Source organism: Leifsonia sp. KNZ13-11D (assembly GCF_056754895.1).
The window spans coordinates 3,627,000-3,652,681 of record NZ_JBPGWU010000001.1 but is presented as its reverse complement, the minus strand read 5'-3'; the positions used below and the strand labels follow the sequence as shown (position 1 = coordinate 3,652,681).

Here is a 25,682-nt window from a genome sequence, read left to right as displayed (position 1 = left end):
ATGACGAGTTCGATCCCCTTCCTCCCGCTGACCGGTGGCGGCAGCATCCCGCAACTCGGCCTCGGCACGTGGCCGCTCGACGACGCCGAGGTGGAACAGGCGGTGGTCGCCGCTGCCGGCATCGGCTACCGCCACGTCGACACGGCAGTCAAGTACGGCAACGAGGTGGGCGTCGGCCGTGGCGTCGCCGCGAGCGGTGTCCCGCGCGACGAGTGGTTCGTGACGACGAAGCTCGACGGCAACTACCAGGGCGACGACCGCGCCGCGACCGGTCTCGACGCGAGCCTGCAGCGGCTGGGGCTCGACTACGTGGACCTGCTGCTCATCCACTGGCCGCTGCCGCAGCGCGACGAGTTCGTGGCGACCTGGGAGACGTTCATCCGGCTCCGGGAGGCGGGGAAGGCGCGCGCCATCGGCGTCTCCAACTTCAAGCCTGCGCACATCGACCGTCTCCTCGCCGAGACCGGGGTCGCCCCGGCGGTCAACCAGATCCAGCTCAGCCCGGCGATCCCGCGGCGGGAGCAGCGTGCCTACGACAGCGAGCACGAGATCGTGACCGAGTCGTGGAGCCCGATCGGCGGAAGCGGCGACCTGCTGGCCGAGCCGGTCCTCGCCGAGCTCGCCGCGAAGCACGGCCGCACGCCCAGCCAGATCGTCCTGCGCTGGCACGTGCAGAACGGGCTGGTCGCGATCCCGAAGTCGCGCAACCCCCAGCGCATGGCCGAGAACCTCGCCGTCTTCGACTTCGAACTCGACGCCGACGACATCACCGAACTCGACCGTCTCGACGAGGGGCCCGACGCGGGCGTCGACTCCGACCACACCGGGCACTGACCGGGAGACCGAGACCGGGAGACCCGGAGACCGGCGTCAGTCCCGCAACAGCGGAAGTGTGACCGTCACGGTCAGACCGGAGGGCTCCGCGTTCCGCAGCACCACGCGGCCGCCCGCCGCGCCCGCCAGCGCGCCGACGATCGCGAGGCCCAGTCCGCCGCCCGACTGACCGGTGCGCGCACCATCGGCGCGGGTGAAGCGGTCGAGCGCGACGGGGATGAACTCCTCCGGCATGCCGGGACCGGAGTCCCGGACGGTGAGCACCACCGCTTCGGCTTCCGGTGCGTCCGACGACAGGGCGAGCGACGCGGTGACCGTCGCCTCCGCGTGACCGCCTTCCGACGAACGGATCGCCGTGATCGCGTTGCCGAGCAGGTTGTCCAGGATGCGGCCGAAGTCCGTGGGCGACAGCGCGACGCGCGCGCCCGCATCCGGACGGCGGCGCGGGTCGTACTCGAAGTCGACCGAGATCCCCGTGGCGTCGTCGTCGCTGCTCACGAGCAGCCGGGCCCGGTCGATCGCGTCGGTCAGCTCGTCCACGAGCGTCCGCCAGTCGATGCGGCCGCTCGACGGTCCCGCTTCGATGCGCGACAGCTCCAGCAGGTTGTTGGCCAGCTGGGCGAGTCGGATGGCCGTGGCGTGGGAGGAGCGGATGTCGTGCAGCAGCGCGTCGGCGTCACCTGCGTCCAGCTCGGCCAGTTCCAGTTGTCCGCGCAGCACGGCCAACGGCGTCCGGAGCTCATGGCTCGCGTCCGACACCATCTGCCGCTCCCGGTCCGCCGAGGCGCGCAGTCGCAGGATGAGGTCGTTGAGCGTCGTCGCCAGTTCGGAGAGCTCGTCCTGGGCGGGGCCGACCGGCAGCAGGCCCGCTTCGTCGGGCGTCGACGCGGCGATCCGGTCGGCCTGCTCGCGCATCCTGCTCACCGGCCGCAGGGCGGTGCGCGCCAGCAGCCAGGAGGCGCCGGCGAACGCGAAGATGAGCACGCCGGCGCCGAGGAGCAGGGCAGCGGTGAGGCGGTCGAGCAGCAGGTCCGTCGTCTCGCTGTTCCGGGCAGCAAGCACGTACCGCACACCGTCGGACGTGGGGACGCTCCGCGTGAGCACCAGGTAGTGCTCGCCGTCCGCCTGCACGTCGCGTGCTCCGTCCCCTTGGCGGATCAGCCGGCTGATGCTGTCTTCGAGCCCCTCGGGCATGGTGGATGCGAGCACGGTGCCGTCCGAGGACACGACGGCCAGCTCCTGGCCGCCTCCCGGGAGATCGAACGGTCCGTCGGGGTGCGTCGGAAGCCCTTCGACGGGAGCCGTGACGTCGTTGTTGAGCAGGGTGAGCGTCGCGTTGTGGAGGATCGACGACACGCCGATCCGGATGATGACGACGGCGAGCAGGGCGAACAGGGCGGCGACGATCAGACTGCCGATCGTGATCCGTGCCGAGATCGACAGGCGCCGCAGGCGGTTCACGGGGTCGATGCGGTGTCGTGGGCGGCCGGCTCGGCGCCCGCAGTCTTCTTCGAGTCGGCCGCGTTGCGGGCGTCGAGGCGGTAGCCGCGCCCACGCTCGGTCACGATGGAGAGTCCCGCACCCGCGGCATCCAGCTTCTTCCGCAGGTACGACACGTACTGGTCGATCACGTTGGTGCCGATGTTCTCGGTCGTGCCCCAGACCGACTCCAGGATGTCCGCGCGCGAGAGCGTCTTGTCGGGGTTCGTCGCGAACAGGCGCAGGAGGGTGAACTCGCGCCGGCTCAACGGCATCTCGTGCCCGGCCACGAGCGCCTGGTGCTCATGCGAGTCGATGGTGAGGCGTCCGACCGTCACCTGGGGGCGCATCCCGCTCGGCTCGCGGCGCAGCAGGGCGCGGACGCGCGCCGCAAGCTCGGCGAAGGCGAACGGCTTGGTCAGGTAGTCGTCGGCTCCCGAGTCGAGCCCGTGGACGCGGTCCTCGATCGCGTCGCGAGCGGTCAGCAGGAGGATCGGCATCGGGTTGGACGCCTCCCGGATGTGGCGGCACAGCTCGAAGCCGCTCATCCCGGGCAGCATCACGTCGATCGCGGCGGCGGAGAACGTGTCGCCGCGCAGGGCGATCAGAGCGTCCACGCCGTTATTGACCAGGGTGACCTCGTAGCCTTCGGCGGCGAGGCCGCGCTGGACGAGGCCGCCCATGTCCGGATCGTCTTCGACAACGAGCAGCTTCATGCGCCCATCGTGCCACTGTTGGCCGTGTCGGCGCTCGGATGGCGGCGCCGCGGGGCTCGGCGGCTCTGAAGGTTCTCGCAGGCCGCGCTCAGCCGCCTTCGACCACGCTCTTAAGACTCTCGAGCACGCCGGTCCAGTTGGCGGCCATGCGCTCGGCGTCCGCCTCGTCCGCGCACCCGTCCTGCGTGATCGTCACGCGCGTCCCCGCGCCATCGTCGGCGAGCAGGTAGGACACCGTCTGGTAGCTCTCGGGCGCATCCGGTTTTCCGCTGAGCGGGCTGTAGTAGCTGGTGACGAGGCGGTCGCGGGGCTCGAACTCGAGGATCACGCCCTTGTCCTCGTACGGCTTGCCATCCCATTCCCCGTGGTAGACGATCGGGCTGCCGGGCCGCCAGTCGGTCTCGACGCGGCTGCCGAAGAGGAACCGTGAGATGGTCTCCGGGTCGGTCAGTGCCTGCCAGAGGCGCTCGCGGGAGGCATCGACACGGATGTCCGCTCGTGCTGTCGTACTCATGCCGCCACTCTCGTCCTGCCGCGGCCCGGGAGTCTTGAACTTTCGCGACAGTCAGCCGTTGCCGCGGTTGATGAGCCGCGAGAGGACGATCGCGCTGCGTGTGTGGTCGACGTTCGGGGCCAGGCGCACCTTCTCGAGCGCGGCTTCGAGGCTCGGGATGTCGCGGGAGCGGATGTGGACGATCGCGTCCGCGCTGCCGGTCACTGTGCCGGCGTCCACCACCTCGGGCACGGCGGAGAGGATGCGCAGCAGTTCCTCGGGCGACACCGTGCCACGGCAGAACAGCTCCACGTAGGCCTCAGTGCTCATGCCGTCGATCGCCGGGTCGACCTGGATCGTGAACCCGCGGATCACCCCGTCGGCGACCAGGCGGTCGACGCGGCGCTTCACGGCGGAGGCGGAGAGACCCACCACCGAGCCGATGTCGCCGTAGCCGGCCCGCGCGTTCTGCCGCAGGAGGTCGAGGATGCTGCGATCGAGGTTGTCCACGGGGTGAGTTTATGGTGGATCGTTGCGTCGGCGTCAACGATGTGACCGAATTGTGCGCATCGGCGCAATCTCTCGCCATCTGACGCGTTTCGGCCGCGCGCCCGCGGTGGGAGCATGGGCGCCATGAGCGAAACCGACACCGCGTCGACTCGCCGCGACGACGACGCGAGCCACGGCTTCTTCGGGCAGCCGAGAGCCCTCGCCAACATCTTCGGCGTGGAGATGTGGGAGCGGTTCTCCTTCTACGGGATGCAGGGCATCCTGCTCATCTACCTCTACTACTCGGTCGAGCGCGGCGGTCTCGGGATCGACCAGCCCACGGCCGCGGGCGTGGTGGGCGCGTACGGTGGCTCGGTCTACCTCGCCACGATCCTCGGTGCGTGGCTCGCCGACCGCCTGTTCGGCTCCGAGCGGGTGCTGTTCTGGAGCGCCGTCGTGATCATGGCCGGGCACATCTCGCTCGCCCTCATCCCCGGTGCCGCCGGCGTGCTCGTCGGTCTGCTGTTCGTCGCCCTGGGCAGCGGCGGTCTCAAGGCCAACGCCACCCGCATCGTCGGGACGCTGTACGAGCAGAAGGACCCGCGGCGTGACGCGGGTTTCTCGCTCTTCTACCTCGGCATCAACCTGGGCGCGTTCTTCGGGCCGCTCCTCACCGGCCTGCTGCAGACGACGCTCGGCTTCCACTGGGGGTTCGCGCTCGCCGCGGTCGGCATGGCGATCGGTCTCATCCAGTACTCGCTGGGCCGGAAGCGCCTGCCGGACGCATCCCGGCACGTCCCGAACCCGCTGGAGCGGCGGCGCTACCCCCTGGTCGTCGGGATCGGCGTGGCCGGGATCATCGTCGTCGTGGTCCTGGTGCTGACGCACGTGATCAACGCCTTCAACCTCGCGCTCTGGGTGATCGGCGTCACGATCGTCGCGGCCATCGCGTACTTCGTCGTGATCCTGTCGTCGCGGCTGCTGAACAGCGACGAGCGCAGCCGCATCCTCGCCTTCATCCCGCTGTTCATCACGAACGCGGCGTTCTGGTCGCTGTACCAGCAGCAGTTCACCGTCGTGACGATCTACTCCGACGAGCGGCTGAACCGCGACCTCTTCGGGTGGGAGTTCCCGGTCTCGTGGGTGCAGTCCATCAACCCGATCTTCGTCATCGTGCTCTCCGGCGTCTTCGCCGCGATCTGGACGAAGTGGGGTGAGAAGCAGCCGTCGACCCCGATCAAGTTCGCCGCGGGCACCGTGGTGATGGGCCTGGCGTTCTTCCTGTTCCTGTTCTGGGCCGGCGGCGGCAGGAACAGCACGCCGCTGCTGGCCATCGTCGGCATCCTCCTCGTCTTCACCATCGCGGAGCTCTTGATCTCGCCGGTCGGGCTGTCGGCATCCACGAAGCTCGCCCCACGCTCCTTCCAGGCGCAGATGGTGGCGCTCTACTTCCTGTCGGTCGCTCTCGGTACGGCGATGGCGGGACAGCTCGCCAAGCTGTACTCCCCGGCGACGGAGGGCGTCTACTTCAGCATCATCGGCGGTGTCGCCGTGGTCATCGGCATCCTGCTCGCCGTGATCAGCCCCTGGGTTCTCCGGATGATGCGCGGGGTGCGCTGACATACTGGGCCGATGGCAGAGATTCTCGCGGTGTGCCGGGTGGAGCAGCTGCTTCCGGATTCCGGTATCGGCGTCACCGCCATCGACAAGCGACCCGCGAACCGGCGGCTGCGGGTGCGGCCGCTCGGGCTCCACGGCGACGTGCAGGCGGACCGGAAGCACCACGGCGGCGTCTCGAAGGCGCTGTACGCCTACGCCGATGAGGATGCGGCCGTCTGGGCCGGGAAGCTGGACCGCCTGATCCCTCCGGGACTGTTCGGCGAGAACCTCCGCACCTCCGGTCTGGACGTGAACGGCGCCGAGATCGGTGAGCGCTGGGCGATCGGCGACGAGCTGGTCGTGGAGGTCACGTGCCCGCGGGAGCCGTGCGCGACGTTCCAGCGCAGGATGCGGGAGCCGCAGTGGGTGAAGCGTTTCACCGAGGAGGGCCGGCCCGGCGCCTACCTGTCGGTGGTGAAGCCGGGCAGCGTCGGAGCGGGCGACGCCGTCCGGGTCGTGTCGCGGCCCGGCCACGGCGTGACGGTCGCGTCCTGGGGGGCGGATGCGGGTCAGGCGGTCGCCCTGGAGGCCGCCGAGGCGGACGGCCGGTTGCGGCTGGCGCGGGAGATGCAGGAGGCGATCGCTGCGCTGCGCAAACGCGGTTTACTTGTTCTTGACAAGTGAACTTGCAAAGAGCAAGCTAGGCGTATTCCGACACCGGATCATTCATCAGGAGGACATCATGGCCACCAACATTTTCGTCAACATCCCGACGGCCGACCTCGACCGGTCCAAAGCGTTCTACGAGGCGCTCGGCTACACGATCAACCCGCTCTTCACCGACGAGAACGCGGCCTGCGTCGTGCTCAGCGACACCATCTACTTCATGCTGCAGACCCGCGAGTTCTACGCCACCTTCACCGACAAGCAGATCATCGATCCGCACAGCCAGGCGGGAGCATCGATCGCCCTGAGTGCGGACTCGCGCGAAGGTGTGGACGCGATCGTCGCCAAGGGCATCGAGGCGGGCGGCAACGAGCCGCGCCCGGCGCAGGACTACGGCTTCATGTACGCCCGGGACCTCGAGGACCCGGACGGCAACAACCTGTCCTTCCTCTGGATGGCGCCGGAAGCCGCAGAGAAGGGGCCGGAGGCGTACATGGCCGGGCAGGGCGCCGACGCTCCCGCCCAGGCCTGACGGCCGCGCATGGCGGCACGGTCACCACGGGGCTTCGGCCAGTCCGGGGGAGTGGCGCGCGCGGTCGAGCGGGTCGGCGAGCGGTGGGCACTGCTCATCGTGCGCGACCTGCTGGCCGGCGCGCGACGCTACAGCGATCTGAAGGCGGGGCTCCCGCGCATCCCGACGAACATCCTGAGCGACCGGCTCAAGGAGCTGCAGCAGTCCGGGGTGATCCGCCGCGTGCCGACGGTCCGCGGCGGCTACGAGCTGACCGCTCTCGGTCGCGAGCTCGAACCGGTCGTGCTGGCTCTCGAGCGCTGGGGCTGGGCGGTGCCTGAGGAGGGCGCAGACGGCGATGTGCTCACGACCGACGCGCTGGGGGTGACGCTGCGCGCCGCGTTCCGCGCCGAGGCAGCGGCGGCCCTGCCCGCCACCGAGTACCTCATCCACGTCGGGGACGCCTCCGTCAGCGTCGTCGTCGCGGGGCGCGTGCTCGATGTTCTGGATGTGGGGCCGGAGGCGCTCCCGCAGCCGCAGCGACGGGTCGACCTCCCGCCGCCCGCGGACGTCGTGGAGTTCCAGCTGGAGCGGGACGAGCTCGGCGCGCTCCTCGGCGACGGCATGCCCCGGCTGGACGTGCTGACGGGCGGCCCGGAGCTCGTGGACCGGTTCCGCCGCACCTTCCGTTTCGACACGCTTCCCGGCGTGGAGGCCTCCCCGGCGGCGTCCGCCGCCTAGGCGCATCCGCGCGTATCGCTGCCGGATATGGAGCGGAGGCGATTGAGCAGTACGATCGCTGAATGGAACTCCGCCAACTTCAGCACTTCGTCGCCGTCGCCGAGGAGCGCCACTTCACCCGTGCCGCCGAACTCCTGCGTATCTCGCAGTCGGGCCTGTCCGCGTCCATCCGCTCGCTCGAGCAGGAGCTGGGCACCTCCCTGTTCGTCCGCAGCACGCGGCGCGTGGAGCTGACGGCCGCCGGCCAGGCGCTGCTGGCGGACTCGGTCCGCACGCTGGCGAGCGCCGCCGCGGCGCGGAACGCCGTCGCCGCCGTCCGCGGTCTGCTCAGCGGACGGCTGACGATCGGCGCGGAGCCCTGCCTGGGCTCCGTCGATCTGCCCGCCGAGCTGGCCGCGTTCCGGACCGTGAACCCCGGCGTAGAGGTTCGACTGCGCTACTCCGGCTCAGAGGAGCTGATGGAGGATGTGGCCGGCGGCCGCGCCGACGTCGCCCTCGTCGTCGACACCGGTCACACGCCGGCCGGGGTGGTGCTGCGCCCGCTGAGCACGCAGGAGATGCTCGTGCTCTGCCACCCGCAGCACCCGTTCGCCGCGGAGGGGTCGATCCCCCTCGACCGGCTGCGGGGCGAGCCGCTGGTCGGGTTCCAGGAGGGCTGGGCCGCTCAGTCGCTCACCCGGCGCGCTTTCGCCGCCGCCGGGTTCGACTACCGGGCGGCGATGGAGGTCAACGATGTGCATCCGCTGCTCGACCTCGTCGGCTACAACCTCGGGGTGGCCGTGGTCCCTGCGAGCTTCGCCCTCAAGCGGCCGGACGCCCTCCGTGCCGTCCGCCTGCAGGACGCTCCGGCCTGGAGCGTCGCCGTGGCGGTCGCCGATCAGCCCAGTCCGGCCGCGTCCGCTTTCCTGACGCAGCTCGAACCGGACTGACCGGCGCTGCGGCTCAGGCCGCGTTCAGCGCCTCGAGCTCCTCGGGCGTGAGCTCCACATCCACCGCGGTCACGGAGTCGCGGATGGTCTCGGGGCGCGACGAACCGGGGATCGGGATGACGTGCGGGCTCTGCGCCAGGTGCCACGCCAGGGCGACGACCTGCGGGCTGATCCCGCGGGCGTCCGCCACGTCCTTGAACGGCTCGAACCGGCTGCCGAGCTCGCCCGCGGAGGAGATGCCGCCGAGCGGGCTCCACGGCAGGAAGGCGATGCCGAGCTCGTCGGCGAGCCGAAGCTCCGGCTCGCTCGACCGGAAGGCCGGCGAGAACTGGTTCTGCACCGACACCAGCCGTCCGCTCAGGATTTCCTGGGCCTCGCGGATCTGGTCCGGGTTCGCGTTCGAGATGCCCGCCATGCGGATGATGCCCTCGTCGAGCAGGTCGCGGATGGCGCCGACCGAGTCGGCGTAGGGGACGCCGGGGTCGGGACGGTGGAACTGGTAAAGCCCGATCGCGTCGCCGCCGAGCCGCCGCAGTGACTCCTTGGCGGCCTCCTTGATGTAGTCCGGGTGCCCGTTCAACGTCCACGAGCCGTCGCCGGGCCGGAGGTGGCCGCCCTTCGTGGCGACGAGCACAGCCGACGCGTCACCACTCCAGCTGCGCAGCGCCTCCGCGATCAGCTCCTCGTTGTGACCGACCTCGCCGGCCTCCAGGTGGTACGCGTCCGCGGTGTCGATGAAGGTGATGCCCTCATCGAGCGCGGCATGGATGGTCGTGATGGAACGCTCCCGGTCGGGTCGTCCCTCGATCGACATGGGCATGCCGCCCAGGCCGATCGCCGAGACCTCGACGTCGCCGATGGTACGAGTCTTCAACTGCTGTCCTTCCGTGTGGTGGATGCCCGGGGTCACCAGGCGTAGTCCTCGGGGGCCGTCCGGTGGCCCGGGAAGATCTCGTCGAGCCGTGCGAGCGCGGCGTCGTCGAGTGTGATCTCGAGGGCGCGGAGACCTCCGTCGAGCTGCTCCTGCGTGCGCGGCCCGATGATCGGGCCGGTGACGCCGGGGCGGGTGAGGAGCCACGCGAGCGCGAGGTCGCCGGGTTCGTGGCCGAGTTCGGCGGCGAAGTCCTCGTACGCCTCGATGGCGTCGCGATGCTTCTCGAGCGTCTCCGCGGAGCGGCCCTCCAGGCGGCGCTTCCCCTCGTTCTGCTTGCGGACCACGCCGCCGAGCAGTCCGCCGTGCAGCGGCGACCAGGCGATGACGCCGACGCCGTTGGCCTGGGCGGCGGGCAGCACCTCCAGCTCGACCTGGCGGGTGAGCAGGTTGTAGATCGACTGCTCGCTGACCAGGCCGAGCAGGTTGCGCTTACGCGCCTCTGCCTGGGCGGTCGCGATGTGCCAGCCCGCGAAGTTGCTGGAGCCGGCGTACAGGATCTTGCCTTGCGCGATCGCGGTCTCGATCCCCTGCCAGATCTCGTCCCAGGGGGTGTCCCGGTCGACGTGGTGGAACTGGTAGATGTCGATGTAGTCGGTCTGCAGCCGCTTCAGGCTGGCGTCGAGGGCGCGGCGGATGTTGAGAGCCGACAGTCGGTTCTCGTTCGGCCAGTCGCCCATGTCGCCGTACAGCTTGGTGGCGATGACGGTCTTCTCGCGCCGGCCGCCGCCCTGCGCGAACCAGTTGCCGACGATCGTCTCGGTGGCGCCGCGGCCCTTGTGCTGGCCGTAGACGTTGGCGGTGTCGAAGTAGTTGATGCCGGCGTCGTGCGCGGCATCCATGATCCGGTGGGAATCCTCTTCGGTCGTCTGCGGTCCGAAGTTCATCGTGCCGAGAACGAGGCGCGAGACCTTCAGGCCGGAGCGGCCCAGGTGTGTGTACTCCATGACCGCCACTCTGCGCTGGTCCGAGTCAGTTGTCCAACAGGTGGCGTGGATGGGATTGCGCGGTCCCGGCGATCAATCAGCCGCGGAGCGCGGCCTCCAGCTCGGGGTCGGTCGGCTCGACCAGGTGGCGGCCGTCGGGGAAGACCACGACGGGGATGTTCGTGCGGCCGCTGATCCGCTGGGCGCGGTCGGCCTCCTCCGGGCGGGCGACCAGGTCGATGTACTCGTAGTCGGCGCCGAGGCGGTCCAGCAGGGACTTGGAGCGGATGCAATCGCGGCACCAGTCGGCGCCGAAGACGGTCAGGCGGTCGAAGTTCTCGGTCGGAGCAGTCATAGCACCAGGCTATGCGGGATCGCCTGGGAGTCCGGTGGTGCCGTCCACCACGAGCGTCGCGCGCGGCCGTGACGCCTCGATCAGCACGGCGTTCGCCCCGTCGACGTCGCGCGCCCACGCGGCGGCGGCCTCCGGAGTGCGCCCGTGGCGTGTGTGCCGGTCGACCAGGCGCCGCATCCGCTCGTCGTCGGGCGTCGCGACGAACCAGCTCTCGGACAGGAGTGCGGGGATCCGCGACCACGGGTCCTCGTCGACGAGCAGATAGTTGCCTTCGGCGACGACCAGCCGCGTTCCGGGCGGGATCGGGATGGCGCCGGCGACCGGCTCGTCGACGGTTCGCTCGAAGGAGGGCGCATAGACCGGGTTCGCTCGCTCGGCCCGCGCGCGCGCCAGGAGCGCGACGAACCCCCAGCCGTCGAACGTGTCGATCGCGCCCTTCCGGTCGTGACGGTCGAGCGCATCCAGCGTCGCGTTCGCCAGGTGGAAGCCGTCCATCGGCAGGTGGACCGCGGTCCCGGGACCGGCCAGCCGGTTCACGCCGGCCGCGACCGCACGGGCGAGGGTGGTCTTGCCGGAGCCGGGGCTGCCTGCGATCCCCAAGACTGCCCGCCCGTCGGCGGCCGCCAGCGCGGTGGCGCGCCGGATGAGCTCCTCCAGCGGGTCGCGCGCGGTCACGCGTCGACCATCCCGCTGATCGCCCGGGCCATCAGCTCGGACGACTCCGGCCCGCCGTGGCCCTCGCTCTCGACGACGATCAACCGGCTCGCCGGCCACGCCCGGTGGAGCAGCCACGGCGTGATCACCGGTCCGCTCACGTCATGGCGGCCGTGGATCAGTACCGCGGGGATGTGCGTCAGCTCGGGGACGCGGTTCAGGATGGCGCGCTCGCCCGGGAGGAAGGCGTCGTTCGCCCAGTAGTGCGTCACCAGCGTCGCGAACACGAGCCGCTGGACAGGGTCGTCGTGCAGCGGGCCAGGGGTGGCGTTCGGGTCGAGCGACACGTGCGTCGACTCCCACGCGTCCCAGGCGTCCGCTGCGCCCATCCGCTCCTCGGTCGTTCCGTGGGCCAGGATCCGCGCGTACGCCTCGATCACTCGCTCGCCGGGATGCCGTCCGGATGCGGCCTCGAGCGCCTCCCACGCCTCCGGGAAGACGCGGCCCATGGTCTCCGTGAGCCAGTCGACCTCGTCGCGGCCGGTCGTCGTCACGGCGCCGAGCACGATTCCGCGCACCCGGCGGGGATGCTCGAGCGCGTAGGCGAGTGCGAGGGTCGACCCCCACGAGCCGCCCGTGACGATCCAGCGGTCGATTCCGATCCGTTCGCGCACGAGCTCGATGTCCGCGATGAGGCCGTCGGTCGTGTTGCGTGCGAGCCGCTCCGGCTTGTCCGCGACGGACGGGGTGCTCCGCCCGCACCCGCGCTGGTCGATCCCCACCAGCAGGAACCGCTCCGGGTCGTATCGTCTGCGGTAGCTGCCCGTGCCCAAGCCGGAGCCGGGACCGCCGTGCAGCCAGAGCGCCGGGATGCCGTCCGGGTTGCCGCTCGTCTCCCAGTAGATGCTGTCGCCGTCGGGGTTCTCCACCCACCCGTGTGCGAAGGGCTCGATGACAGGGAACATTCCGGCACCGTATCGCACCGCCGTCAGGAGGTGCGCGTGGCCGTCGCCTCGGCCTCCTCCAGCTCCTCGCGGACGACCTCGCGCGGGGCGAGGACGAAGCGCGGACGCAGACCTGCGAAGCGGAGCCGGAGGCCGCGGTACCGGATGAGGTAGAAGACCCCGACGAGGGCGGCTGCGAACCCGCTCGCGGCGCCGACGCCCATCGCCCAGCGCGGTCCGAAGGTGTCGGCGACCCAGCCGACGATCGGCGCACCAATGGGGGTCCCGCCCATGAAGATCGCCATGTAGATCGCCATCACCCGGCCGCGCAGGAGCGGGTCGGTCGTCATCTGCACCGTTCCGTTGGCCGTGGTCATAAGCGTCTGCGAGGAGACGCCGATCACGATCAGGGCGAGGGCGAACAGCCAGTAGGTCGGCATCACGGCGGCCAGGGCGCAGCCGAAACCGAAGAAGGCGGCGCCCGCGAACAGCAGGGAGACGCGCGGGCGGTCCCGGCGTGCGGACAGCAGGGCGCCGACCACCGACCCGACGGCCATGATCGACGAGAGGAGGCCGTACTCGCCGGCGCCCTGGTGGAAGACGCTCACCGACATGGTCGAGATGAAGATCGGGAAGTTGAGCCCGAACGTGCCGATCAGGAAGACCATGACCAGGATGACCAGGATGTCGGGGCGCCGGCGCACGTAGCGGAACCCGTCGACCAATCCGCCGCGTGTCCGCTTCGCACGCTCGGCTCGGTACAGCTGTTCGCGGTGCAGCAGGGCGAGGGACAGCAGCACAGCCCCGAAGGTCGCCGCATTGATCAGGAAGACCCAGCCGGCGCCGACCGCAGCGGTCAGGAGGCCCGCGACCGCCGGTCCGATGAGCCGGGCGGCGTTGAACGACGCGGAGTTGAGGGCCACGGCGTTGGAAAGGTTCGGTCCCGCGACCAGCTCGGAGACGAACGTCTGGCGGGCCGGGGCGTCGAACGCGGCCACGACGCCGAGCAGCAGTGCGAAGAGGTAGACCTGCCATAGCTGCACCATGCCCGTCACGGTCAGGATGCCGAGCCCCAGACCGAGTGCGCCCATCGCGCCCTGCGTGGCCATCAGGAGCTTGCGCCGGTCGAGGTGGTCTGCCGCCCATCCGGTCACCGGGAGCAGGAGCAGTTGCGGGCCGAACTGCAGCGCCATCACGAAGCCCACGGCCGACGCGTTGTTGTGGGTGAGCTGGGTCAGGACGATCCAGTCCTGGGCGGTGCGCTGCATCCACGTGCCGACGTTGGACACGATGGCGCCGGCCGCCCAGATCCGGTAGTTGACCCCGGCGAGGGAGCGGAACATGGCACTCACGAGTCGGCGAGCTCCCGGATGATCTCGGAGGCGGCGGCCAGGGTCTCACGCTGCTCCGGGCTGAGGCTCTCGAGCCGCTGGTGCAGCCACGCGTCGCGGCGCCGGCGTGTCTCGGCGACCAGCCGCACGCCCCGCTCGGTCGGGACCACGATCACCTTCCGCCCATCGGCGGCGTCGGCGGTGCGCTCGACGTATCCGGCCTCTTCGAGGCGGTTCACCGTACGGTTCATCGACGGCGGCTTGACGCGCTCGTACGCGCTGAGTCGGCCGATCGTACCGGACCCCTCGCGCACGAGGTAGCCCAGTGTGGCGGTCTGGGAGTCGCTCAGTTCGTCGTCCTCCTTCTCCGCACGGAGGCGGCGGGAGAGGCGCGCGACGGCGATTCGCAGGACGCTGCTCAGGTCGTGGGTCGACACTCGTCCATTCATACATAGTTAGCCTAACAAATTAGACGCGCTAACTAAACCCCCGCGCCGCACCACGTGCGACAGAATGAGCGCGTGCAGAGTCAACAGGACCGGACCTTCGAGGGTGAAGACGGCGTCCGCATCCACTTCGATGTGTACGCGCCGCCTCCCCAGGGGTCACGGCCCGCGGCGGTCGTCCAGCTCGCCCACGGCGTCGGCGAGCACGCGGGCCGCTACCGCGACCTGGGCGCGCACCTCGCGGCCGCCGGCTTCCTCGTCTACGCGGACGACCATCTCGGCCACGGGCGCACCGGAATGGAGCAGTGGAAGGGGGACGCGAGCCGTCTCGGGCGCCTCGGCCCCGGCGGGCTGCGTGCCGCCGTGAAGGACGTGCACGCCTTCAGCGATCTCATCCGCGACGAGAACCCCGGACTCCCGCTGGCCTACGTCGGACACAGCTGGGGGTCGCTCATCGGCCAGCTGCTGCTCAACCGGCACAGCGACGAGTACGACGCGGTGGTGCTCTCCGGCACCGCCTACCGCATGCTGGGATCGATGAACGGCGGCGACCTGAACAAGCGCCACGCCCATCTCGGCACCACCGGGGCGGAATGGCTGAGCCGCGACCCCGCCGTCGCCCAGGCTTTCGTCGACGACCCGCTCACCACCCTGACGCCCCTGCAGAAGCTGTTCGGGATGGCCGACGCCGCGCGACTGCTGGGACGGCCGTCCCGCCATCTCGCGCACGACGTCCCCGTGCTGATCCAGGTGGGCTCCGACGATCCTCTGGGCGGACCGGTGAGCGCCAGGAAGCTCGAACGGGCGTACCGCGACCGGTCCGGCCTCAGCGACGTGACCACCATCGTCTACGAGGGCGCGCGCCACGAGATCTTCAACGAGACGAACCGGGCCGAGGTCTTCGCCGATCTGACCGAGTGGCTGGTGGAGCGCTTCCCGAGCCGCACCTGAGCAGCGAACGCCTCCCCGACCCACCACTGTCTTTCGCGCGGCGCGCCCCGCCCGGACACTGGAGGCGAGGAGGCCCACCATGCTCTCGTACGCCGCACTCGGCCTTGCGCGGTTCGCGCCGATCGACAATCCGGCCACCGTCAACAACCACGCGGAGGTCCTGACCGCGATCTTCATCATCCTCGCGCTGCTGCTCGTGCTCCTGATCGCCGGCCTCGGCGTCACGCTCGCCCGGCGGCCTGGCAAGCAGCTCGACGAGTGGGGGAATCCTCCCGGGGGAGCGGGCGCTCCGCCGCGCTGACGAGCGTCCGCCCGGCGGACGTAGGCTGATGCCATGCATGGTGAGTACAAGGTCCCTGGTGGCAAGCTCGTCGTCGTCGACCTGGAGGTGGTCGACGGGAGGATCTCGGACTTCCAGCTCGCCGGAGACTTCTTCCTCGAGCCGGACTCCGCGCTCGAAGCCATCGACGCCGCGGTGAACGGGCTGCCCGCCGAGGCCGATGCCAAGACGATCGCCGTCGCCGTCAAAGAGGCACTGCCCGAGGGAGCGACGCTGCTCGGCTTCTCCCCGGAGGCCGTCGCGGTGACCGTCCGCCGCGCTCTCGCCAAGGCGACGAGCTGGCGCGACTACGACTGGCAGATCGTGCACGCCAAGGCCGTCTCGCCGCAGATGCACCTGGCGCTCGACGAGGTGCTCGCCACCGAGGTCGGCGAAGGGCGGCGCGGTCCGACGCTCCGCATCTGGGAGTGGGACGAGCCGGCCGTCGTCATCGGCAGCTTCCAGTCGGTGAAGAACGAGGTCGACCCCGACAACGCGGAGAAGTACGGCATCCAGGTGGTGCGCCGCATCTCCGGCGGCGGCGCCATGTTCATGGAGGCGGGGTCCGTCGTCACCTACTCGATCTACGCCCCCGCCGACCTCGTACAGGGGATGAGCTTCGCCGACAGCTACGCGTTCCTCGACGAGTGGGCGATCATCGCGCTCAAATCCCTGGGCATCGACGCCGTGTACCAACCGCTCAACGACATCACGAGCCCCTCCGGCAAGATCGGCGGGGCCGCGCAGAAGCGGCTCGGCTCCGGCGCCGTGCTGCACCACGTCACCATGAGCTACGACATGGACGGCCAGAAGATGACCGAGGTGCTGCGCATCGGCCGCGAGAAGATCAGCGACAAGGGCATCACCAGCGCCGCCAAGCGTGTCGACCCGCTCCGGAGCCAGACGGGCCTCAGCCGCGCCGAGATCATCGAGCAGATGAAGCTGACCTTCCGCAACCTGTACGGCGCGACCGACGGCGACCTCACCGATGCCGAGTACGCGGCGGCGGAGCAGCTGGTGGCCGACAAGTTCGCCACCGAGGAGTGGCTGTACCGGGTGCCCTGAGCCGCCCGCGCTCCTCTGCGGCCGCGGGCAGCACCCAGGAAGCGCACAGGTGCTCCGGTACCCTTGATGCGTGAACTGGTGGGTCGTGGGGATCGTCGTGGCGTTCATCGCCGTGATCGTGGTGGCCGCGAAGCTCGGCTGGATCGACCTCTCCAACAAGGCCCACCGCGGCTCGGGGACGATGAGCGGCGCCATCGGCGGCTCCTTCGACGAGATCTTCGCGCCCGCACGCCACGAGGCCCAGCAGGAGCTCGACCGGCAGTCCCTCCTCCCCGCACCGGCGCCGCTTCCCGGCGACCGCGGCGACACCGGCTGGGAGGGCGGCAAGATCACGCTCGACCTCGGCACGGCGGGCAATGGTCAGCGGGCGGAGGGCCGCGCACCGAGCGAGGACGGCCGCGCTACCGCTTCTGCAGCTCCGCGTAGCCGGGGTTCTCGCTGAGCCAGCGGCGCACATAGGGGCACGTCGCGATCACCCGGCGGTCCGAGCTGTCGCGGACGTCGTCGAGGGCCGTGCGCACCAGCGTCGATGCCATCCCCTTCTCGCGCTTGGCCTCATCCACCTCGGTGTGTGTGAACACGATGGCGCCGTCGCGGAGGTCGTACTCGGCAACACCGATCACATCGCCGTCCTGCAGCAGCGCGTAGCGGGACTGATCGGGCTGGTTCTCGACGGTCAAGCTCATGCCGCAACGCTATCGCGGAAGAACCGCCGGGCCCGCGTCAGGGTCGGCGGCCACCGCTCGTCTCTTCAAGGCACAGGCGCATCGTCGCCGTCGCCCCGACGAGAGGACTCCACCCGTGCACACCGTCATGCCGGTCTACGGCACCCGGCCCGAAGCCATCAAGATGGCGCCCGTCGTCCGCGCGCTGCAGCAGTCGCCGCTCTTCCGCCCCACGGTGGTGCTCACCGGGCAGCACCGCGACATCCTCGACCAGGTCAACACCACGTTCGGAGTGACGGCGGATGCGGACCTCGGCATCATGACGCCGCGGCAGACGCTGCACGACATCACCGTGCGCACCATGACCGGCCTGCAGCCTCTGCTCGACCGGCACGCACCGGATGCGGTGCTCGTGCAGGGCGACACGACGTCGGCGATGGCGGCGGCTCTCGCCGCCTTCGAGCGCAAGATCCCGGTCGTGCACATCGAGGCCGGGCTGCGCAGCGGCGACCTGTTCGACCCATTCCCCGAGGAGGCGAACCGTCGCATCATCGGGCAGATCGCCAGCCTGAATCTCGCGCCGACGGCGCACGCCAAGCGCAACCTGCTGGCCTCGGGCGTTCCGGAGGCGCGCATCGCGGTCACCGGCAACACCGTCATCGACGCGCTCCACCTCATGCTCGACCGAGCGCCCGAGTTCGGCGACCCGGCTCTCGCTCACGCCCTGGCGGGCGACGCCCCGCTCGTGCTCGTCACCGCCCACCGCCGCGAGAACCACGGAGAGCCGATGCGCCGCATCGGCACGGCGGTGCGGGTGCTCGCGGCCCGCTTCCCGGGCCACGTGTTCGTGCTCCCGGCGCACCCGAACCCCGCGGTGCGCGAGCACCTGCTTGCGGCGCTGGGCACGGCTCCGAACATCCTCGTCACCGCTCCCGTCGCCTTCCCGGAGATGGTCCACCTGATGGACCGCGCGACGCTCATCCTCACCGACTCCGGCGGGGTGCAGGAGGAGGCGCCCGCGCTGGGCTCCCCGGTGCTCGTCCTCCGCGAGACCACCGAGCGGCCGGAGGCGGTGCTGGCCGGCACGTCACGCCTGGTCGGCACCCACGTCGAGACGATCGTCGACGAGGCGGCCGTACTGCTGACCGAGCCCGCCCGCCACGCGGCCATGGCCCGCGCGGCCAGCCCCTTCGGCGACGGGCACGCGGCCGCCCGCACCGTGGCAGCGCTCGGCGCTCTCCTGGGCGGCGCCGAGCGCCTCCCCGACTTCGAAGCGGGGGAGGCATCCGCGGTCTCCGCATCTCGGTAGTGGCTCCGTAGTTCCGCCGTTCTGGCCGGTGGGGCACGGAATCGAGTCTGGGGTCATGGATCGGGAAGCCCCCGATCCGGACCCCGACCGAGGAGCCACGATGACCGCGACCACGAACCGTCCGACCGACCTGGAGCTGCTGAGCATGGTCCGCGAGGGTGAGCATTCGCACTTCGGTGAGCTGTGGAGCCGCTACCAGGGCTGGGCCCACCACGTGGCCCGCTCCACGACCGCCCGGTACGACGCCGAGGACGTCGTGCAGGAGGCCTTCGCCAAGGTCCTCACCGCTCTCCGCAACGGGAACGGACCGCGCGAAGGATTCGCCCACTACCTCCGCACCGCGATCCGCAACGTCGCCGCCACCTGGGGCGGGCGCGACTCCCGGGCCACGATGGTGCCCTTCACCCCGGACACCGCCGTGGGCAGCTACGAGTTCGAGGTCACCGACCTGGGCGACCTGGAGCAGCCGTTCCGGCAGCTCCCCGAGCGGTGGCAGCAGGTGCTGCACCTCTCCTGCCTGCAGGGCCTGCCGATGGCGACCGTGGCCGAGGCGATGGGGATGACGGTCGGGGCGGCCACCGCCCTCGCCGCCCGCGCCCGCCGGGGCCTGCGCGAGTCCCTCGCCGCCACCCGCGACGACTACGCCGTCGCCGCCTGAGATGTCCGCCCCGGAGGGTATGCGCGCTGAGCCGTGCCCTCCGGGTGAGCGGTCGCTCGTCGGGTCACCGCGCGCCGGCCCGCTCCCGGTACCAGACCGCCAGCTCCGTCCGGGAGCGCAGACCGAGCTTCACGAGGGCGTTCTGAACGTGCGACTCCACGGTGCGGATGGACACGAACAGCTTGCGCGCGATCGTCTTGTTGGTGTCCCCCTCCGCGACCAGCGACGCCACCTGGGCTTCCCGCGGGGTCAGCCCCGGAGCGGCCGGGCTCGGAGCGTTGTCCGAGCGAAGCCGGGCCTCCACGACATTGCGGAGGGCGAAGTCGATGCTCTCGTCCTCGCTCAGCTCTAGTCCGTAGGCGAACGCCCGGTCGAACGCCGGGTCGCCGAGGCGGAGCCGCAGGGCGCGCTCCACACCTTCCCGGTCGAAGAAGTACGGAGGATAGTTCGCCTGGACCGCTCCCGCGTCCCGCCAGCGCGCCCCAGCACACCCGAGCAGGGTCGCACCGCGCGCAGGGTCGGCCTTCTCGCGTGCCACATCGGCCAGCAGTTCGAGGGCCTGTGCGACGCCCAGCCCGTTCCCCAGGCCGCGATTCAGCAGGAGCGCTTCACGCGCGTCCTTCTCGACCGTGTCGAAGTCATCGACCGCTGTCGCGGCTGTCGCCCGTGTGGTGAGGCAGAACGAGTGCTCGAAACGGTCACCAACGCTCCGTGAGCGCTCGATGATCTCGTCGTCGACCTGACGCCCCTCCTCCCATCGCGCCGCGGCCAACAGGCGGGCGGCCAATCGTTGGGGCATGTTGTACCGACCGAACCGGTAGGCGGATTCGCCCTGCTCCCGGATGATCGCCCGGACCGCCGCGATGCCGCGGTCGTGGTCGGTTTCGACGAACTCCGCCGCGCTCTGCACGCCGATGAGGCAGTCCCGTTCTGCGTCACCGTCGCCGGAGGCCGCGACCACCCGGAGAGCCGCGTCAGCCAGCTGCTTCTCCGATGCGGCCAACGCCGGCTTTCCCGACAGCGCGAGGACCCATGACCGCAGCGCGCGGCCGAGACACTCCCAGTACGGCGATGGAATGCCCGACGCCAGGGCCACGCCCAGCCAGGTCGAGAGCTCGTCGGTCGTGCCGTTGATGAGCCAGACCTGACGCCACCCGGTGCCCGCCACCCGGATGGCGTCATCCGTGCGGCCCAGGGCCGCGGCCGTCGAGACCGCTTGACGGATGTTGTGGACATCACCTCTGACCCGTCGCAGGATTTCCGGCTGCCGCGCGGAGAACCAGTTCTCCTCGGCATCCTGGAGCCGGTCGAGCATGCAGGCGACGAAGTGCTCCTTCGCAGCGTCGCCGTCGCCCAGCCGCTCCGCACCGAATTCGCGGATGGCGGGAAGCAGCTCGTAGCGGACCCCGTCGTCCGTCCGGCGGCGATGGACCACCGAGCGCCGCAGCAGTTGCTTGACCACCCGCGCGGCCTCCGATGTCCCCTCCGCGCTGCGCGAGGCCATCGCTTCTCCGAGCGGCAGGTCCCAGCCCGGAGCGAGGATGCTCAATTCGGCCCACACCCGCTGCTCGGCCGGATCGCAGCGGTCCCAGCTGTCCTGAACCGCCCCACGGAGAGAGCGCGCCGTGCCGTCCAGCGGCTCGAGCGCATCCAGCTGGTCGTCCATGCGGTCGGCCAGGGTCCGCACGTCCATGAACTGGAGCTGAGCGGCCGCGAGTTCGATGGCCAGCGGGACGCCGCGGGTCCTCTCGCAGATCCGCACCACGTCCGGGAGGGCCCGGTCGTCGAGCGCGAAGAGGGCGTCGCCGGCGGCAGCGCACTCCACGAACAGGCGGACGGCATCGCTCGTCGCACTCAGGCGCTCGATCGGGAACGGGGGGACGGCGACCAGAGCCTGGGCGCGCGTCGCCAGCGGCTCCCGGCTGGTGCAGACGAAACGGACGGAGCGGCACGACGTGAGCAGCGCCGTCACGAGTGCTGACGTCTCGGCGACCACCCCATCCACGTTGTCCAGCAGCAGGAGCAGGTGGCGGTCACTCATCGCAGCCGTGATGGCATCCTGCGCGTCCGTTCCCGGATCGGCCCTCAGCTCGTGGGCGATCGCCGTCGCGACGTCCGCGGTCCGATCACGGAGGTCCACATACCAGACGCCCTCCACCGACCGCTCCATGCTCTCGGCCGCGGCGATCGCGATGGTGCTCTTGCCGACACCCGGTGCGCCGGTAAACGTCACCACCCGTGCGGACGTCTGGAGCAGGCGACGCACCTGCGAGATCTCCTCGCGGCGGCCCGTCAGCGGCTCGAAGCGCGCAGGCAGGACGTGCGTGGCGTTGGAGGCGAGCATCCCACTCCCATCGACGGTTCAGGCCGGCCCGCCGGATGTCAGAGATGCGGCTGATAGGGCGCCCAGGTCTCCAGGTCGTACTCGAGTTCGACGCCGGAGTAGAGCCGGACGACCCACCGATGCGAGTCGCCGCCGGCATACTGCCCGGTGATGGTCTCCGTCACCCAGTCGCCCTGGGCGTTGCGCCGCCAACGGATCAAGCCGACATGCTCCCGGAGCCGCGGCGGGTGGGGCGGGTGGATGTAGTCCTTGTCGTCAAGCATCTGCCTGCCTCCTTCCGCCTCGGCGGCTGTCGGGGCCGCCGATCTCGGTGACAACATGGTGCACCGCGAAGTGGGGGATGCGCACTACAAATTCGATGTGATTTTTCATAACGACTCGGTTTCGTCGATTCGCCATTCCAATTCGACACCGGAGCGTAAGCAGACGCGCACCATCTCGCCTGCGATCACGACCCGTTCCACCTGCGGATCGTCGAAGGCGTGACGCCAGGCGCCCAGCGCCTGCGCGGGAATCTCGTCGTCGTCCACATGACCCCCCGTCCAGCCCGCCGCGGCGGGCACGAAGCCAGCTTCCCCCGTACGGGGGTGCTTTGGCTAGCCAGGCGAAGCAATGCGTCATCACCGGTTCGGCCCGCGGGGAGACCGCAAGTGTCTATCCAGGGAGAGGCCGGGCGGCCAACCATACCGGTGTGGAGCAAGACGGGGAGAACCCATGACCTCAGCGAACGACGGAAAAGAGCATCGGCCCGGCCACTTCCCGGTGTGGGCCATCGTGCTGCTGGCGATCCTGGCCGCCGTCATCCTGCTCGGCGCCGGCACGCTCGGTGGTCTCGCCCTCCGCGGTGCGACCAGCCTCGGCGCGCTGACCGCCTCCCGCACTCCCGCGGTCTCGACGCAGTCCGTCTGTGATGCCGAGCAGGTCGCGCGTGACGTGCTGCCGACGATCGTCACCATCGGCGTGTCGGCCGCAGACGGCTCGGGCGGCACCGGAAGCGGGGAGGTCATCACCTCGGACGGGTACATCCTGACCAACAACCACGTGATCGCGCCCGCGGCCGAGGGAGCGGAGATCACGGTGCTCTACAGCGACGGGAGCACTCATCCCGCGAAGCTGGTCGGCCGTTCGCCCCGCGCCGACGTCGCGGTGGTGAAGGTCGACGCGACGGGTCTTCCCGTCATCCAGCAGGGGAACTCCACGACACTGCAGGTCGGCCAGCCCCTGGTCGCTCTCGGAGCGCCTCTCGGACTGTCGAGCACCGTGACGACCGGCGTGGTGAGCGCCCTGGGGCGGACCGTGCCCGTGCAGAGCGACACCGACCGGAACGCTGTGCTGGCCGATGCCATCCAGACCGACGCATCCATCAATCCGGGGAACTCGGGGGGTGCGCTGGTCGATTGCGACGGGAGACTCGTCGGCGTGAACTCCGCCATCGCGACGGTTCCCGGCGCGAACGGCGTCGCCGGCGGCGGCAGCGTCGGGATCGGGTTCGCGATCCCCGAGGCCGTGGCCATCCCCATCGCGCAGCAGATCATCGACACCGGGAAGGTCGTGTACCCGACCTTCGGCATCGGTGTCGCTCCCATCCAGGCCGGTGAGCAGGGGAGCGAACAGAGCGGGCTCTACGTGCAGTCGGTCACGCCCGGGGGTCCTGCCGACCAGGCGGGGATCCAGCCCGGTGACATCATCACCCGAGTGGACGGCAAGCCGGTCGGGAGCATCGACGACCTGACGGCGATCCAGTTGACCCACAAGCCGGGCGACCAGGTGAAGGTGACCTACGAGCGCGACGGCACGAGCGCGACGACCGAGGTGACGCTGGGGAGCGGCTAGGACGCCCAGGCCGGGGGAGTCGGCGACGCAGCGGAGCATTTGAACCGGTCGATGATCCGGTACGTGTCCGCCGACCCGGTCTCTTCCACGCGCACCGTGTCGTAGACGCGGAAGTCGAGGACCCGCAGCTCGGTGAGTCGGTCGGACCGCTCGTTGAGCAGCGCGGACCGCAAGGGGGAGGTCGGGTCGCGGGGGATGAGCGGTGTGACGACTTCTCCGCGCCAGCCGTCGGTGATGACCTGGATGAGCCGCGCGGCGCGCTCGCGTGGGCTGTACGACGTCATTCTCATCTCGTCCTCTCGGGGCACAGGGGCGACGGACGCCCGGTCGTCAACGGTGAGGGGCGGAAACGGCCCGGCTCTCCCGTACCCGTCGGAAGAACCGGAGCCGTTCCCCGGTGAAGGGACCTAGCGGTCACATCACCGGCGAGAGCGCGACGCCCGATTCGCGCTCCCAGGAATAGAGACGGATGAGATCGAAGATCCTGACGCTCGCGGCGTCATTTTCCGAGATCCCATTGAGCGCGAACTTGCTCGGGCGTCAATGCGGTCGTGTAGACCGCCGCGTACTCGAGCGTTCCGTCGAAGGCTGTACGCGCCGGGGTTTCCGGTCCCCAGTTGTCGAGACGGTCATCGCCCACGCGCCAGTACCCCTGGAAGTCCTGGGCGTGGGTCACGGAGCGGTCTTCGGCGACTCGGTCGCCGTCCACATACAGCGCCATTCCCGCCTCGGACAGCGATGCGGTGGCAAGGTGCCACTCATCGTCTGCGTAGCTCTTCGCGGAGGAGATCGTGCGCACGGTGCCCGGATAGACGCCGAAGACGACTTTGCCGTCGTCGGTGAGGAAGAGGTGGCGGTCGTATCGCGTCGAGGGGCCCTGGTCGGCCGAGCTGAATCCGATCAACCGGCCGCCGCCGACCGCCGTCTTGAACCAGATCTGCACGGTGAACACGTCGACGGGCTCGCGGAGCGTCTCATCCCGGAGCGCCCAGGATGAACCGTCCGTGGAGCGGTCGTATCGCCCTGTCAGCTGGTGGACGAAGTCGACTGCGGTCGGAGCGTCGCCATCGTCCAAGCGGAAGGCGAGCAGTGTGTCCGCCGCGGGAACCACCCGCACAGCCCTCTCCCGGCGCTCGGCTGGATCCACCCCGCCCGGATCGGTGGAGATTCCGGTGCCGTCGGTCGGCGGAGCAGGGTTGTCGGCGGGGAGCAGGGGAGGGTGCTGGTCAACGGCCGGCTCTGCGTCGGATGTGTACGCGGGAAGGAGGGGTGCGGGGTACGGCGCCGCCGTCTCACGGGGCGGTTCGTCCGCGTTCTGGTCACTGGGCGACGGAGCCGTGCGGCTGGGTGGGGTGCTGGGTGAGGAGTCTCCGGGACGGGCATCCGTTTCCTGAGGTGCCCGTAGGGCGTCGCTGGATGGAACGCTGTCGGCGTTGCCGGCCTGCGTCGCCAGGACACCCCCCACCGTGAGCGCCGCCGCCACCATCACACTGGTGGCGACGGCGGCGAGGCCGGTGTGCGAACCCGACTCGTTGAGAAGGCGCTTGAGGCGATCGGCCGCCGAACTTGGTGGCCCGCCCGCGGTGACCGACGAGGCGACCGCCGCGGAAGGGGACTTCAGCCACTCCGTGTAGGCGGCCGCGCCGGTCGCCCCGAGGATGAGTGGAAGAATTCCCAGCGCCAGCTTGGACCCGACTCGGTCGGCCTCGCCGGCGGCATCGCTGCAGGAACCGCATTCGCTCAGGTGGTCTTCGATGCGCTTGCGGTCGGCCTTCGACAGTCGGCCGCGGACATGGCTGCCCAGGCGCTTGATCGTCCAGGCGTGCGCGGGGTCACCCGGACCGAGCTCGGCGAGATGGGCGTTGATCCACGACTGCCGGAGACCTTCGCGCGCACGCACGGCCAGAGCCGAGACGGCGTTCGGGGTGAGGCCGAGAATCGGAGCGACGTCGCGCGGCGACATGTCCTCGACCTGCATGTACCAGAGGACCTCCTGCCAGCTGTCCGGCAGCGCGTAGAACGCGCGGGCGATCGTCTCGCGCTCGATCTTGTCCAGGGCGGTCAGTTCGCTGTACGACCAGTCTTCGAGCGCGTCAGGGTCTTCGAGGTTGGGAGACGATTTGCGGCGGGACCAGTCGATCGCCACATTGCGGACCGTCGTGGCCAGGTACGAGCGGAATCCGCTCTTGGGCCCCTTGCCGCGCTCGACGGCTTTGAGGATTCGCGCGAACGCCTCGGAGGCCAGATCGTCGGCCTCGAACCGGGTGGTGACGGAGGCGGCCATGCCGCGAGCGGCCTGCCAATGGCGCTTCCAGAGCACGCCGTATGCCACGAGATCTCCCGCGCGGGCGTGCGCGAGCAGCTCGGCGTCGGACGCGTCGTCGAGGGCAGTAGTCATAAGGTCGGGTCCTCACGGGCAGAGTGATGGTTTATCTACTAAGACGGGCGCGGAATGGGATCGTGACGCGTCGAGCGAATACTTTTTTCGCAAGCG

The 25,682-nt window shown here is 70.2% G+C and carries 30 protein-coding genes; 13 read left to right on the top strand and 17 right to left on the bottom strand.

Going from position 1 to position 25,682, the window contains the following annotated elements; genetic code table 11:
• Window positions 1-834 carry an aldo/keto reductase gene (locus ACR9Y5_RS17955; protein ID WP_481299244.1) on the top strand — a complete coding sequence of 278 codons (834 nt, stop codon included), beginning with the start codon at window positions 1-3 and terminating at the stop codon, window positions 832-834.
• A gap of 36 nt (window positions 835-870) precedes the next feature.
• Here ACR9Y5_RS17955 and ACR9Y5_RS17950 read toward each other — a convergent pair whose 3' ends face one another.
• From ACR9Y5_RS17950 to ACR9Y5_RS17935, 4 genes are all read right to left on the bottom strand, one after another.
• Window positions 871-2,295, bottom strand: a complete 1,425-nt coding sequence (locus tag ACR9Y5_RS17950; protein WP_481299243.1) for a sensor histidine kinase — start codon at window positions 2,293-2,295, stop codon at window positions 871-873.
• Window positions 2,292-3,029, bottom strand: coding sequence for a response regulator transcription factor (locus ACR9Y5_RS17945; protein ID WP_481299242.1), 738 nt, complete (start codon window positions 3,027-3,029; stop codon window positions 2,292-2,294). The genes ACR9Y5_RS17950 and ACR9Y5_RS17945 overlap by 4 nt, the downstream gene beginning before the upstream one ends.
• An 88-nt stretch (window positions 3,030-3,117) precedes the next feature.
• Window positions 3,118-3,543 (bottom strand): SRPBCC family protein, encoded by a 426-nt coding sequence (locus ACR9Y5_RS17940; protein ID WP_481299241.1) that lies wholly within the window; start codon window positions 3,541-3,543, stop codon window positions 3,118-3,120.
• 51 nt (window positions 3,544-3,594) lie between these two features.
• Window positions 3,595-4,032, bottom strand: coding sequence for an Lrp/AsnC family transcriptional regulator (locus tag ACR9Y5_RS17935; RefSeq protein ID WP_314148117.1), 438 nt, complete (start codon window positions 4,030-4,032; stop codon window positions 3,595-3,597).
• Between the two features lie 114 nt (window positions 4,033-4,146).
• On the opposite strand from ACR9Y5_RS17935, the gene ACR9Y5_RS17930 reads away from it, so the two are divergent.
• From ACR9Y5_RS17930 to ACR9Y5_RS17910, 5 genes are all read left to right on the top strand, one after another.
• Window positions 4,147-5,631, top strand: coding sequence for a peptide MFS transporter (locus tag ACR9Y5_RS17930; protein ID WP_481299240.1), 1,485 nt, complete (start codon window positions 4,147-4,149; stop codon window positions 5,629-5,631).
• Between the two features lie 12 nt (window positions 5,632-5,643).
• Window positions 5,644-6,294 (top strand): MOSC domain-containing protein, encoded by a 651-nt coding sequence (locus ACR9Y5_RS17925; protein ID WP_481299239.1) that lies wholly within the window; start codon window positions 5,644-5,646, stop codon window positions 6,292-6,294.
• A gap of 58 nt (window positions 6,295-6,352) precedes the next feature.
• Window positions 6,353-6,808: a VOC family protein gene (locus ACR9Y5_RS17920; RefSeq protein WP_481299238.1), complete on the top strand. Its 456-nt coding sequence runs from the start codon at window positions 6,353-6,355 to the stop codon at window positions 6,806-6,808.
• A 9-nt stretch (window positions 6,809-6,817) separates the two neighbouring features.
• Complete coding sequence (locus ACR9Y5_RS17915; RefSeq protein ID WP_481299237.1) at window positions 6,818-7,528, top strand: winged helix-turn-helix transcriptional regulator; 711 nt, start codon at window positions 6,818-6,820, stop codon at window positions 7,526-7,528.
• 62 nt (window positions 7,529-7,590) lie between these two features.
• On the top strand, window positions 7,591-8,457 hold the full coding sequence (locus ACR9Y5_RS17910; RefSeq protein WP_481299236.1) for a LysR family transcriptional regulator: 867 nt from the start codon (window positions 7,591-7,593) through the stop codon (window positions 8,455-8,457).
• Window positions 8,458-8,470: 13 nt separating this feature from the next.
• On the opposite strand, the gene ACR9Y5_RS17905 is transcribed toward ACR9Y5_RS17910, so the two are convergent.
• The 7 genes from ACR9Y5_RS17905 to ACR9Y5_RS17875 form a co-directional block, all read right to left on the bottom strand.
• Window positions 8,471-9,331, bottom strand: a complete 861-nt coding sequence (locus ACR9Y5_RS17905) for an aldo/keto reductase (RefSeq protein WP_481299235.1) — start codon at window positions 9,329-9,331, stop codon at window positions 8,471-8,473.
• A 32-nt stretch (window positions 9,332-9,363) separates the two neighbouring features.
• The gene (locus ACR9Y5_RS17900) at window positions 9,364-10,335 is read right to left on the bottom strand and encodes an aldo/keto reductase (protein WP_481299234.1); all 972 of its coding nucleotides are present in this window, start codon (window positions 10,333-10,335) and stop codon (window positions 9,364-9,366) included.
• 76 nt (window positions 10,336-10,411) lie between these two features.
• Window positions 10,412-10,669, bottom strand: coding sequence for a glutaredoxin family protein (locus tag ACR9Y5_RS17895; RefSeq protein WP_481299233.1), 258 nt, complete (start codon window positions 10,667-10,669; stop codon window positions 10,412-10,414).
• A gap of 9 nt (window positions 10,670-10,678) precedes the next feature.
• Complete coding sequence (locus ACR9Y5_RS17890) at window positions 10,679-11,344, bottom strand: nucleoside/nucleotide kinase family protein (RefSeq protein ID WP_481299232.1); 666 nt, start codon at window positions 11,342-11,344, stop codon at window positions 10,679-10,681.
• Window positions 11,341-12,288, bottom strand: a complete 948-nt coding sequence (gene pip / locus ACR9Y5_RS17885) for a prolyl aminopeptidase (RefSeq protein ID WP_481299231.1) — start codon at window positions 12,286-12,288, stop codon at window positions 11,341-11,343. The genes ACR9Y5_RS17890 and pip overlap by 4 nt, the downstream gene beginning before the upstream one ends.
• Window positions 12,289-12,311: 23 nt before the next feature.
• A complete protein-coding gene (locus ACR9Y5_RS17880) occupies window positions 12,312-13,610 on the bottom strand; it encodes an MFS transporter (RefSeq protein ID WP_481299230.1) in 1,299 nt (432 codons plus the stop codon).
• A 5-nt stretch (window positions 13,611-13,615) separates the two neighbouring features.
• Window positions 13,616-14,035, bottom strand: coding sequence for a MarR family winged helix-turn-helix transcriptional regulator (locus ACR9Y5_RS17875; protein WP_481299229.1), 420 nt, complete (start codon window positions 14,033-14,035; stop codon window positions 13,616-13,618).
• Window positions 14,036-14,119: 84 nt separating this feature from the next.
• Here ACR9Y5_RS17875 and ACR9Y5_RS17870 point away from each other — a divergent pair, with 84 nt between their 5' ends.
• The 4 genes from ACR9Y5_RS17870 (at window position 14,120) to ACR9Y5_RS17855 (ending at window position 16,821) form a co-directional block, all read left to right on the top strand.
• Complete coding sequence (locus ACR9Y5_RS17870; protein WP_481299228.1) at window positions 14,120-14,995, top strand: alpha/beta fold hydrolase; 876 nt, start codon at window positions 14,120-14,122, stop codon at window positions 14,993-14,995.
• A gap of 79 nt (window positions 14,996-15,074) precedes the next feature.
• Window positions 15,075-15,296, top strand: coding sequence for a hypothetical protein (locus tag ACR9Y5_RS17865; protein ID WP_481299227.1), 222 nt, complete (start codon window positions 15,075-15,077; stop codon window positions 15,294-15,296).
• A 33-nt stretch (window positions 15,297-15,329) separates the two neighbouring features.
• Window positions 15,330-16,379, top strand: coding sequence for a lipoate-protein ligase LplAB (gene lplAB, locus ACR9Y5_RS17860; protein ID WP_481299226.1), 1,050 nt, complete (start codon window positions 15,330-15,332; stop codon window positions 16,377-16,379).
• 70 nt (window positions 16,380-16,449) lie between these two features.
• A complete protein-coding gene (locus ACR9Y5_RS17855) occupies window positions 16,450-16,821 on the top strand; it encodes a hypothetical protein (protein WP_481299225.1) in 372 nt (123 codons plus the stop codon).
• Here the strand turns inward: ACR9Y5_RS17855 and ACR9Y5_RS17850 are convergent.
• The gene (locus ACR9Y5_RS17850) at window positions 16,781-17,065 is read right to left on the bottom strand and encodes a GNAT family N-acetyltransferase (RefSeq protein ID WP_481299224.1); all 285 of its coding nucleotides are present in this window, start codon (window positions 17,063-17,065) and stop codon (window positions 16,781-16,783) included. The genes ACR9Y5_RS17855 and ACR9Y5_RS17850 overlap by 41 nt on opposite strands.
• Before the next feature lie 115 nt (window positions 17,066-17,180).
• Here ACR9Y5_RS17850 and wecB point away from each other — a divergent pair, with 115 nt between their 5' ends.
• Window positions 17,181-18,353 (top strand): non-hydrolyzing UDP-N-acetylglucosamine 2-epimerase, encoded by a 1,173-nt coding sequence (gene wecB / locus ACR9Y5_RS17845; protein WP_481299223.1) that lies wholly within the window; start codon window positions 17,181-17,183, stop codon window positions 18,351-18,353.
• Window positions 18,354-18,453: 100 nt separating this feature from the next.
• The gene (locus ACR9Y5_RS17840) at window positions 18,454-19,011 is read left to right on the top strand and encodes an RNA polymerase sigma factor (RefSeq protein ID WP_481299222.1); all 558 of its coding nucleotides are present in this window, start codon (window positions 18,454-18,456) and stop codon (window positions 19,009-19,011) included.
• 64 nt (window positions 19,012-19,075) lie between these two features.
• On the opposite strand, the gene ACR9Y5_RS17835 is transcribed toward ACR9Y5_RS17840, so the two are convergent.
• From ACR9Y5_RS17835 to ACR9Y5_RS17825, 3 genes are all read right to left on the bottom strand, one after another.
• Window positions 19,076-21,355: a helix-turn-helix transcriptional regulator gene (locus ACR9Y5_RS17835; protein WP_481299221.1), complete on the bottom strand. Its 2,280-nt coding sequence runs from the start codon at window positions 21,353-21,355 to the stop codon at window positions 19,076-19,078.
• 38 nt (window positions 21,356-21,393) lie between these two features.
• Entirely contained in the window at window positions 21,394-21,618 is a 225-nt protein-coding gene (locus ACR9Y5_RS17830; RefSeq protein WP_481299220.1) for a hypothetical protein, read from the bottom strand.
• Window positions 21,619-21,723: 105 nt separating this feature from the next.
• The gene (locus ACR9Y5_RS17825) at window positions 21,724-21,885 is read right to left on the bottom strand and encodes a hypothetical protein (RefSeq protein ID WP_481299219.1); all 162 of its coding nucleotides are present in this window, start codon (window positions 21,883-21,885) and stop codon (window positions 21,724-21,726) included.
• 184 nt (window positions 21,886-22,069) lie between these two features.
• Between ACR9Y5_RS17825 and ACR9Y5_RS17820 the strand changes: the two genes are divergently transcribed.
• Window positions 22,070-23,188, top strand: coding sequence for a S1C family serine protease (locus ACR9Y5_RS17820; protein ID WP_481299218.1), 1,119 nt, complete (start codon window positions 22,070-22,072; stop codon window positions 23,186-23,188).
• Here the strand turns inward: ACR9Y5_RS17820 and ACR9Y5_RS17815 are convergent.
• Both ACR9Y5_RS17815 and ACR9Y5_RS17810 read right to left on the bottom strand, forming a co-directional pair.
• Complete coding sequence (locus tag ACR9Y5_RS17815) at window positions 23,185-23,472, bottom strand: hypothetical protein (RefSeq protein ID WP_481299217.1); 288 nt, start codon at window positions 23,470-23,472, stop codon at window positions 23,185-23,187. The genes ACR9Y5_RS17820 and ACR9Y5_RS17815 overlap by 4 nt on opposite strands.
• Window positions 23,473-23,687: 215 nt before the next feature.
• A complete protein-coding gene (locus tag ACR9Y5_RS17810) occupies window positions 23,688-25,586 on the bottom strand; it encodes a sigma-70 family RNA polymerase sigma factor (protein ID WP_481299216.1) in 1,899 nt (632 codons plus the stop codon).
• Between the last annotated feature and the right edge of the window lie 96 nt (window positions 25,587-25,682).

Excerpts from the sequence above, each read along its gene's own strand:
- ACR9Y5_RS17915 (WP_481299237.1), top strand. The coding sequence starts at position 6,818 with ATGGCGGCACGGTCACCACGGGGCTTCGGCCAGTCCGGGGGAGTGGCG.
- pip (WP_481299231.1), bottom strand. The coding sequence starts at position 12,288 with ATGTTCCCTGTCATCGAGCCCTTCGCACACGGGTGGGTGGAGAACCCC.
- ACR9Y5_RS17940 (WP_481299241.1), bottom strand. The coding sequence starts at position 3,543 with ATGAGTACGACAGCACGAGCGGACATCCGTGTCGATGCCTCCCGCGAG.
- lplAB (WP_481299226.1), top strand. The coding sequence starts at position 15,330 with ATGCATGGTGAGTACAAGGTCCCTGGTGGCAAGCTCGTCGTCGTCGAC.
- ACR9Y5_RS17925 (WP_481299239.1), top strand. The coding sequence starts at position 5,644 with ATGGCAGAGATTCTCGCGGTGTGCCGGGTGGAGCAGCTGCTTCCGGAT.
- ACR9Y5_RS17900 (WP_481299234.1), bottom strand. The coding sequence starts at position 10,335 with ATGGAGTACACACACCTGGGCCGCTCCGGCCTGAAGGTCTCGCGCCTC.
- ACR9Y5_RS17910 (WP_481299236.1), top strand. The coding sequence starts at position 7,591 with ATGGAACTCCGCCAACTTCAGCACTTCGTCGCCGTCGCCGAGGAGCGC.
- ACR9Y5_RS17895 (WP_481299233.1), bottom strand. The coding sequence starts at position 10,669 with ATGACTGCTCCGACCGAGAACTTCGACCGCCTGACCGTCTTCGGCGCC.
- ACR9Y5_RS17865 (WP_481299227.1), top strand. The coding sequence starts at position 15,075 with ATGCTCTCGTACGCCGCACTCGGCCTTGCGCGGTTCGCGCCGATCGAC.
- ACR9Y5_RS17815 (WP_481299217.1), bottom strand. The coding sequence starts at position 23,472 with ATGACGTCGTACAGCCCACGCGAGCGCGCCGCGCGGCTCATCCAGGTC.
- ACR9Y5_RS17820 (WP_481299218.1), top strand. The coding sequence starts at position 22,070 with ATGACCTCAGCGAACGACGGAAAAGAGCATCGGCCCGGCCACTTCCCG.
- ACR9Y5_RS17920 (WP_481299238.1), top strand. The coding sequence starts at position 6,353 with ATGGCCACCAACATTTTCGTCAACATCCCGACGGCCGACCTCGACCGG.
- ACR9Y5_RS17880 (WP_481299230.1), bottom strand. The coding sequence starts at position 13,610 with ATGTTCCGCTCCCTCGCCGGGGTCAACTACCGGATCTGGGCGGCCGGC.
- ACR9Y5_RS17945 (WP_481299242.1), bottom strand. The coding sequence starts at position 3,029 with ATGAAGCTGCTCGTTGTCGAAGACGATCCGGACATGGGCGGCCTCGTC.
- ACR9Y5_RS17835 (WP_481299221.1), bottom strand. The coding sequence starts at position 21,355 with ATGCTCGCCTCCAACGCCACGCACGTCCTGCCTGCGCGCTTCGAGCCG.
- ACR9Y5_RS17955 (WP_481299244.1), top strand. The coding sequence starts at position 1 with ATGACGAGTTCGATCCCCTTCCTCCCGCTGACCGGTGGCGGCAGCATC.
- ACR9Y5_RS17810 (WP_481299216.1), bottom strand. The coding sequence starts at position 25,586 with ATGACTACTGCCCTCGACGACGCGTCCGACGCCGAGCTGCTCGCGCAC.
- ACR9Y5_RS17840 (WP_481299222.1), top strand. The coding sequence starts at position 18,454 with ATGACCGCGACCACGAACCGTCCGACCGACCTGGAGCTGCTGAGCATG.
- ACR9Y5_RS17830 (WP_481299220.1), bottom strand. The coding sequence starts at position 21,618 with ATGCTTGACGACAAGGACTACATCCACCCGCCCCACCCGCCGCGGCTC.
- ACR9Y5_RS17850 (WP_481299224.1), bottom strand. The coding sequence starts at position 17,065 with ATGAGCTTGACCGTCGAGAACCAGCCCGATCAGTCCCGCTACGCGCTG.
- ACR9Y5_RS17930 (WP_481299240.1), top strand. The coding sequence starts at position 4,147 with ATGGGCGCCATGAGCGAAACCGACACCGCGTCGACTCGCCGCGACGAC.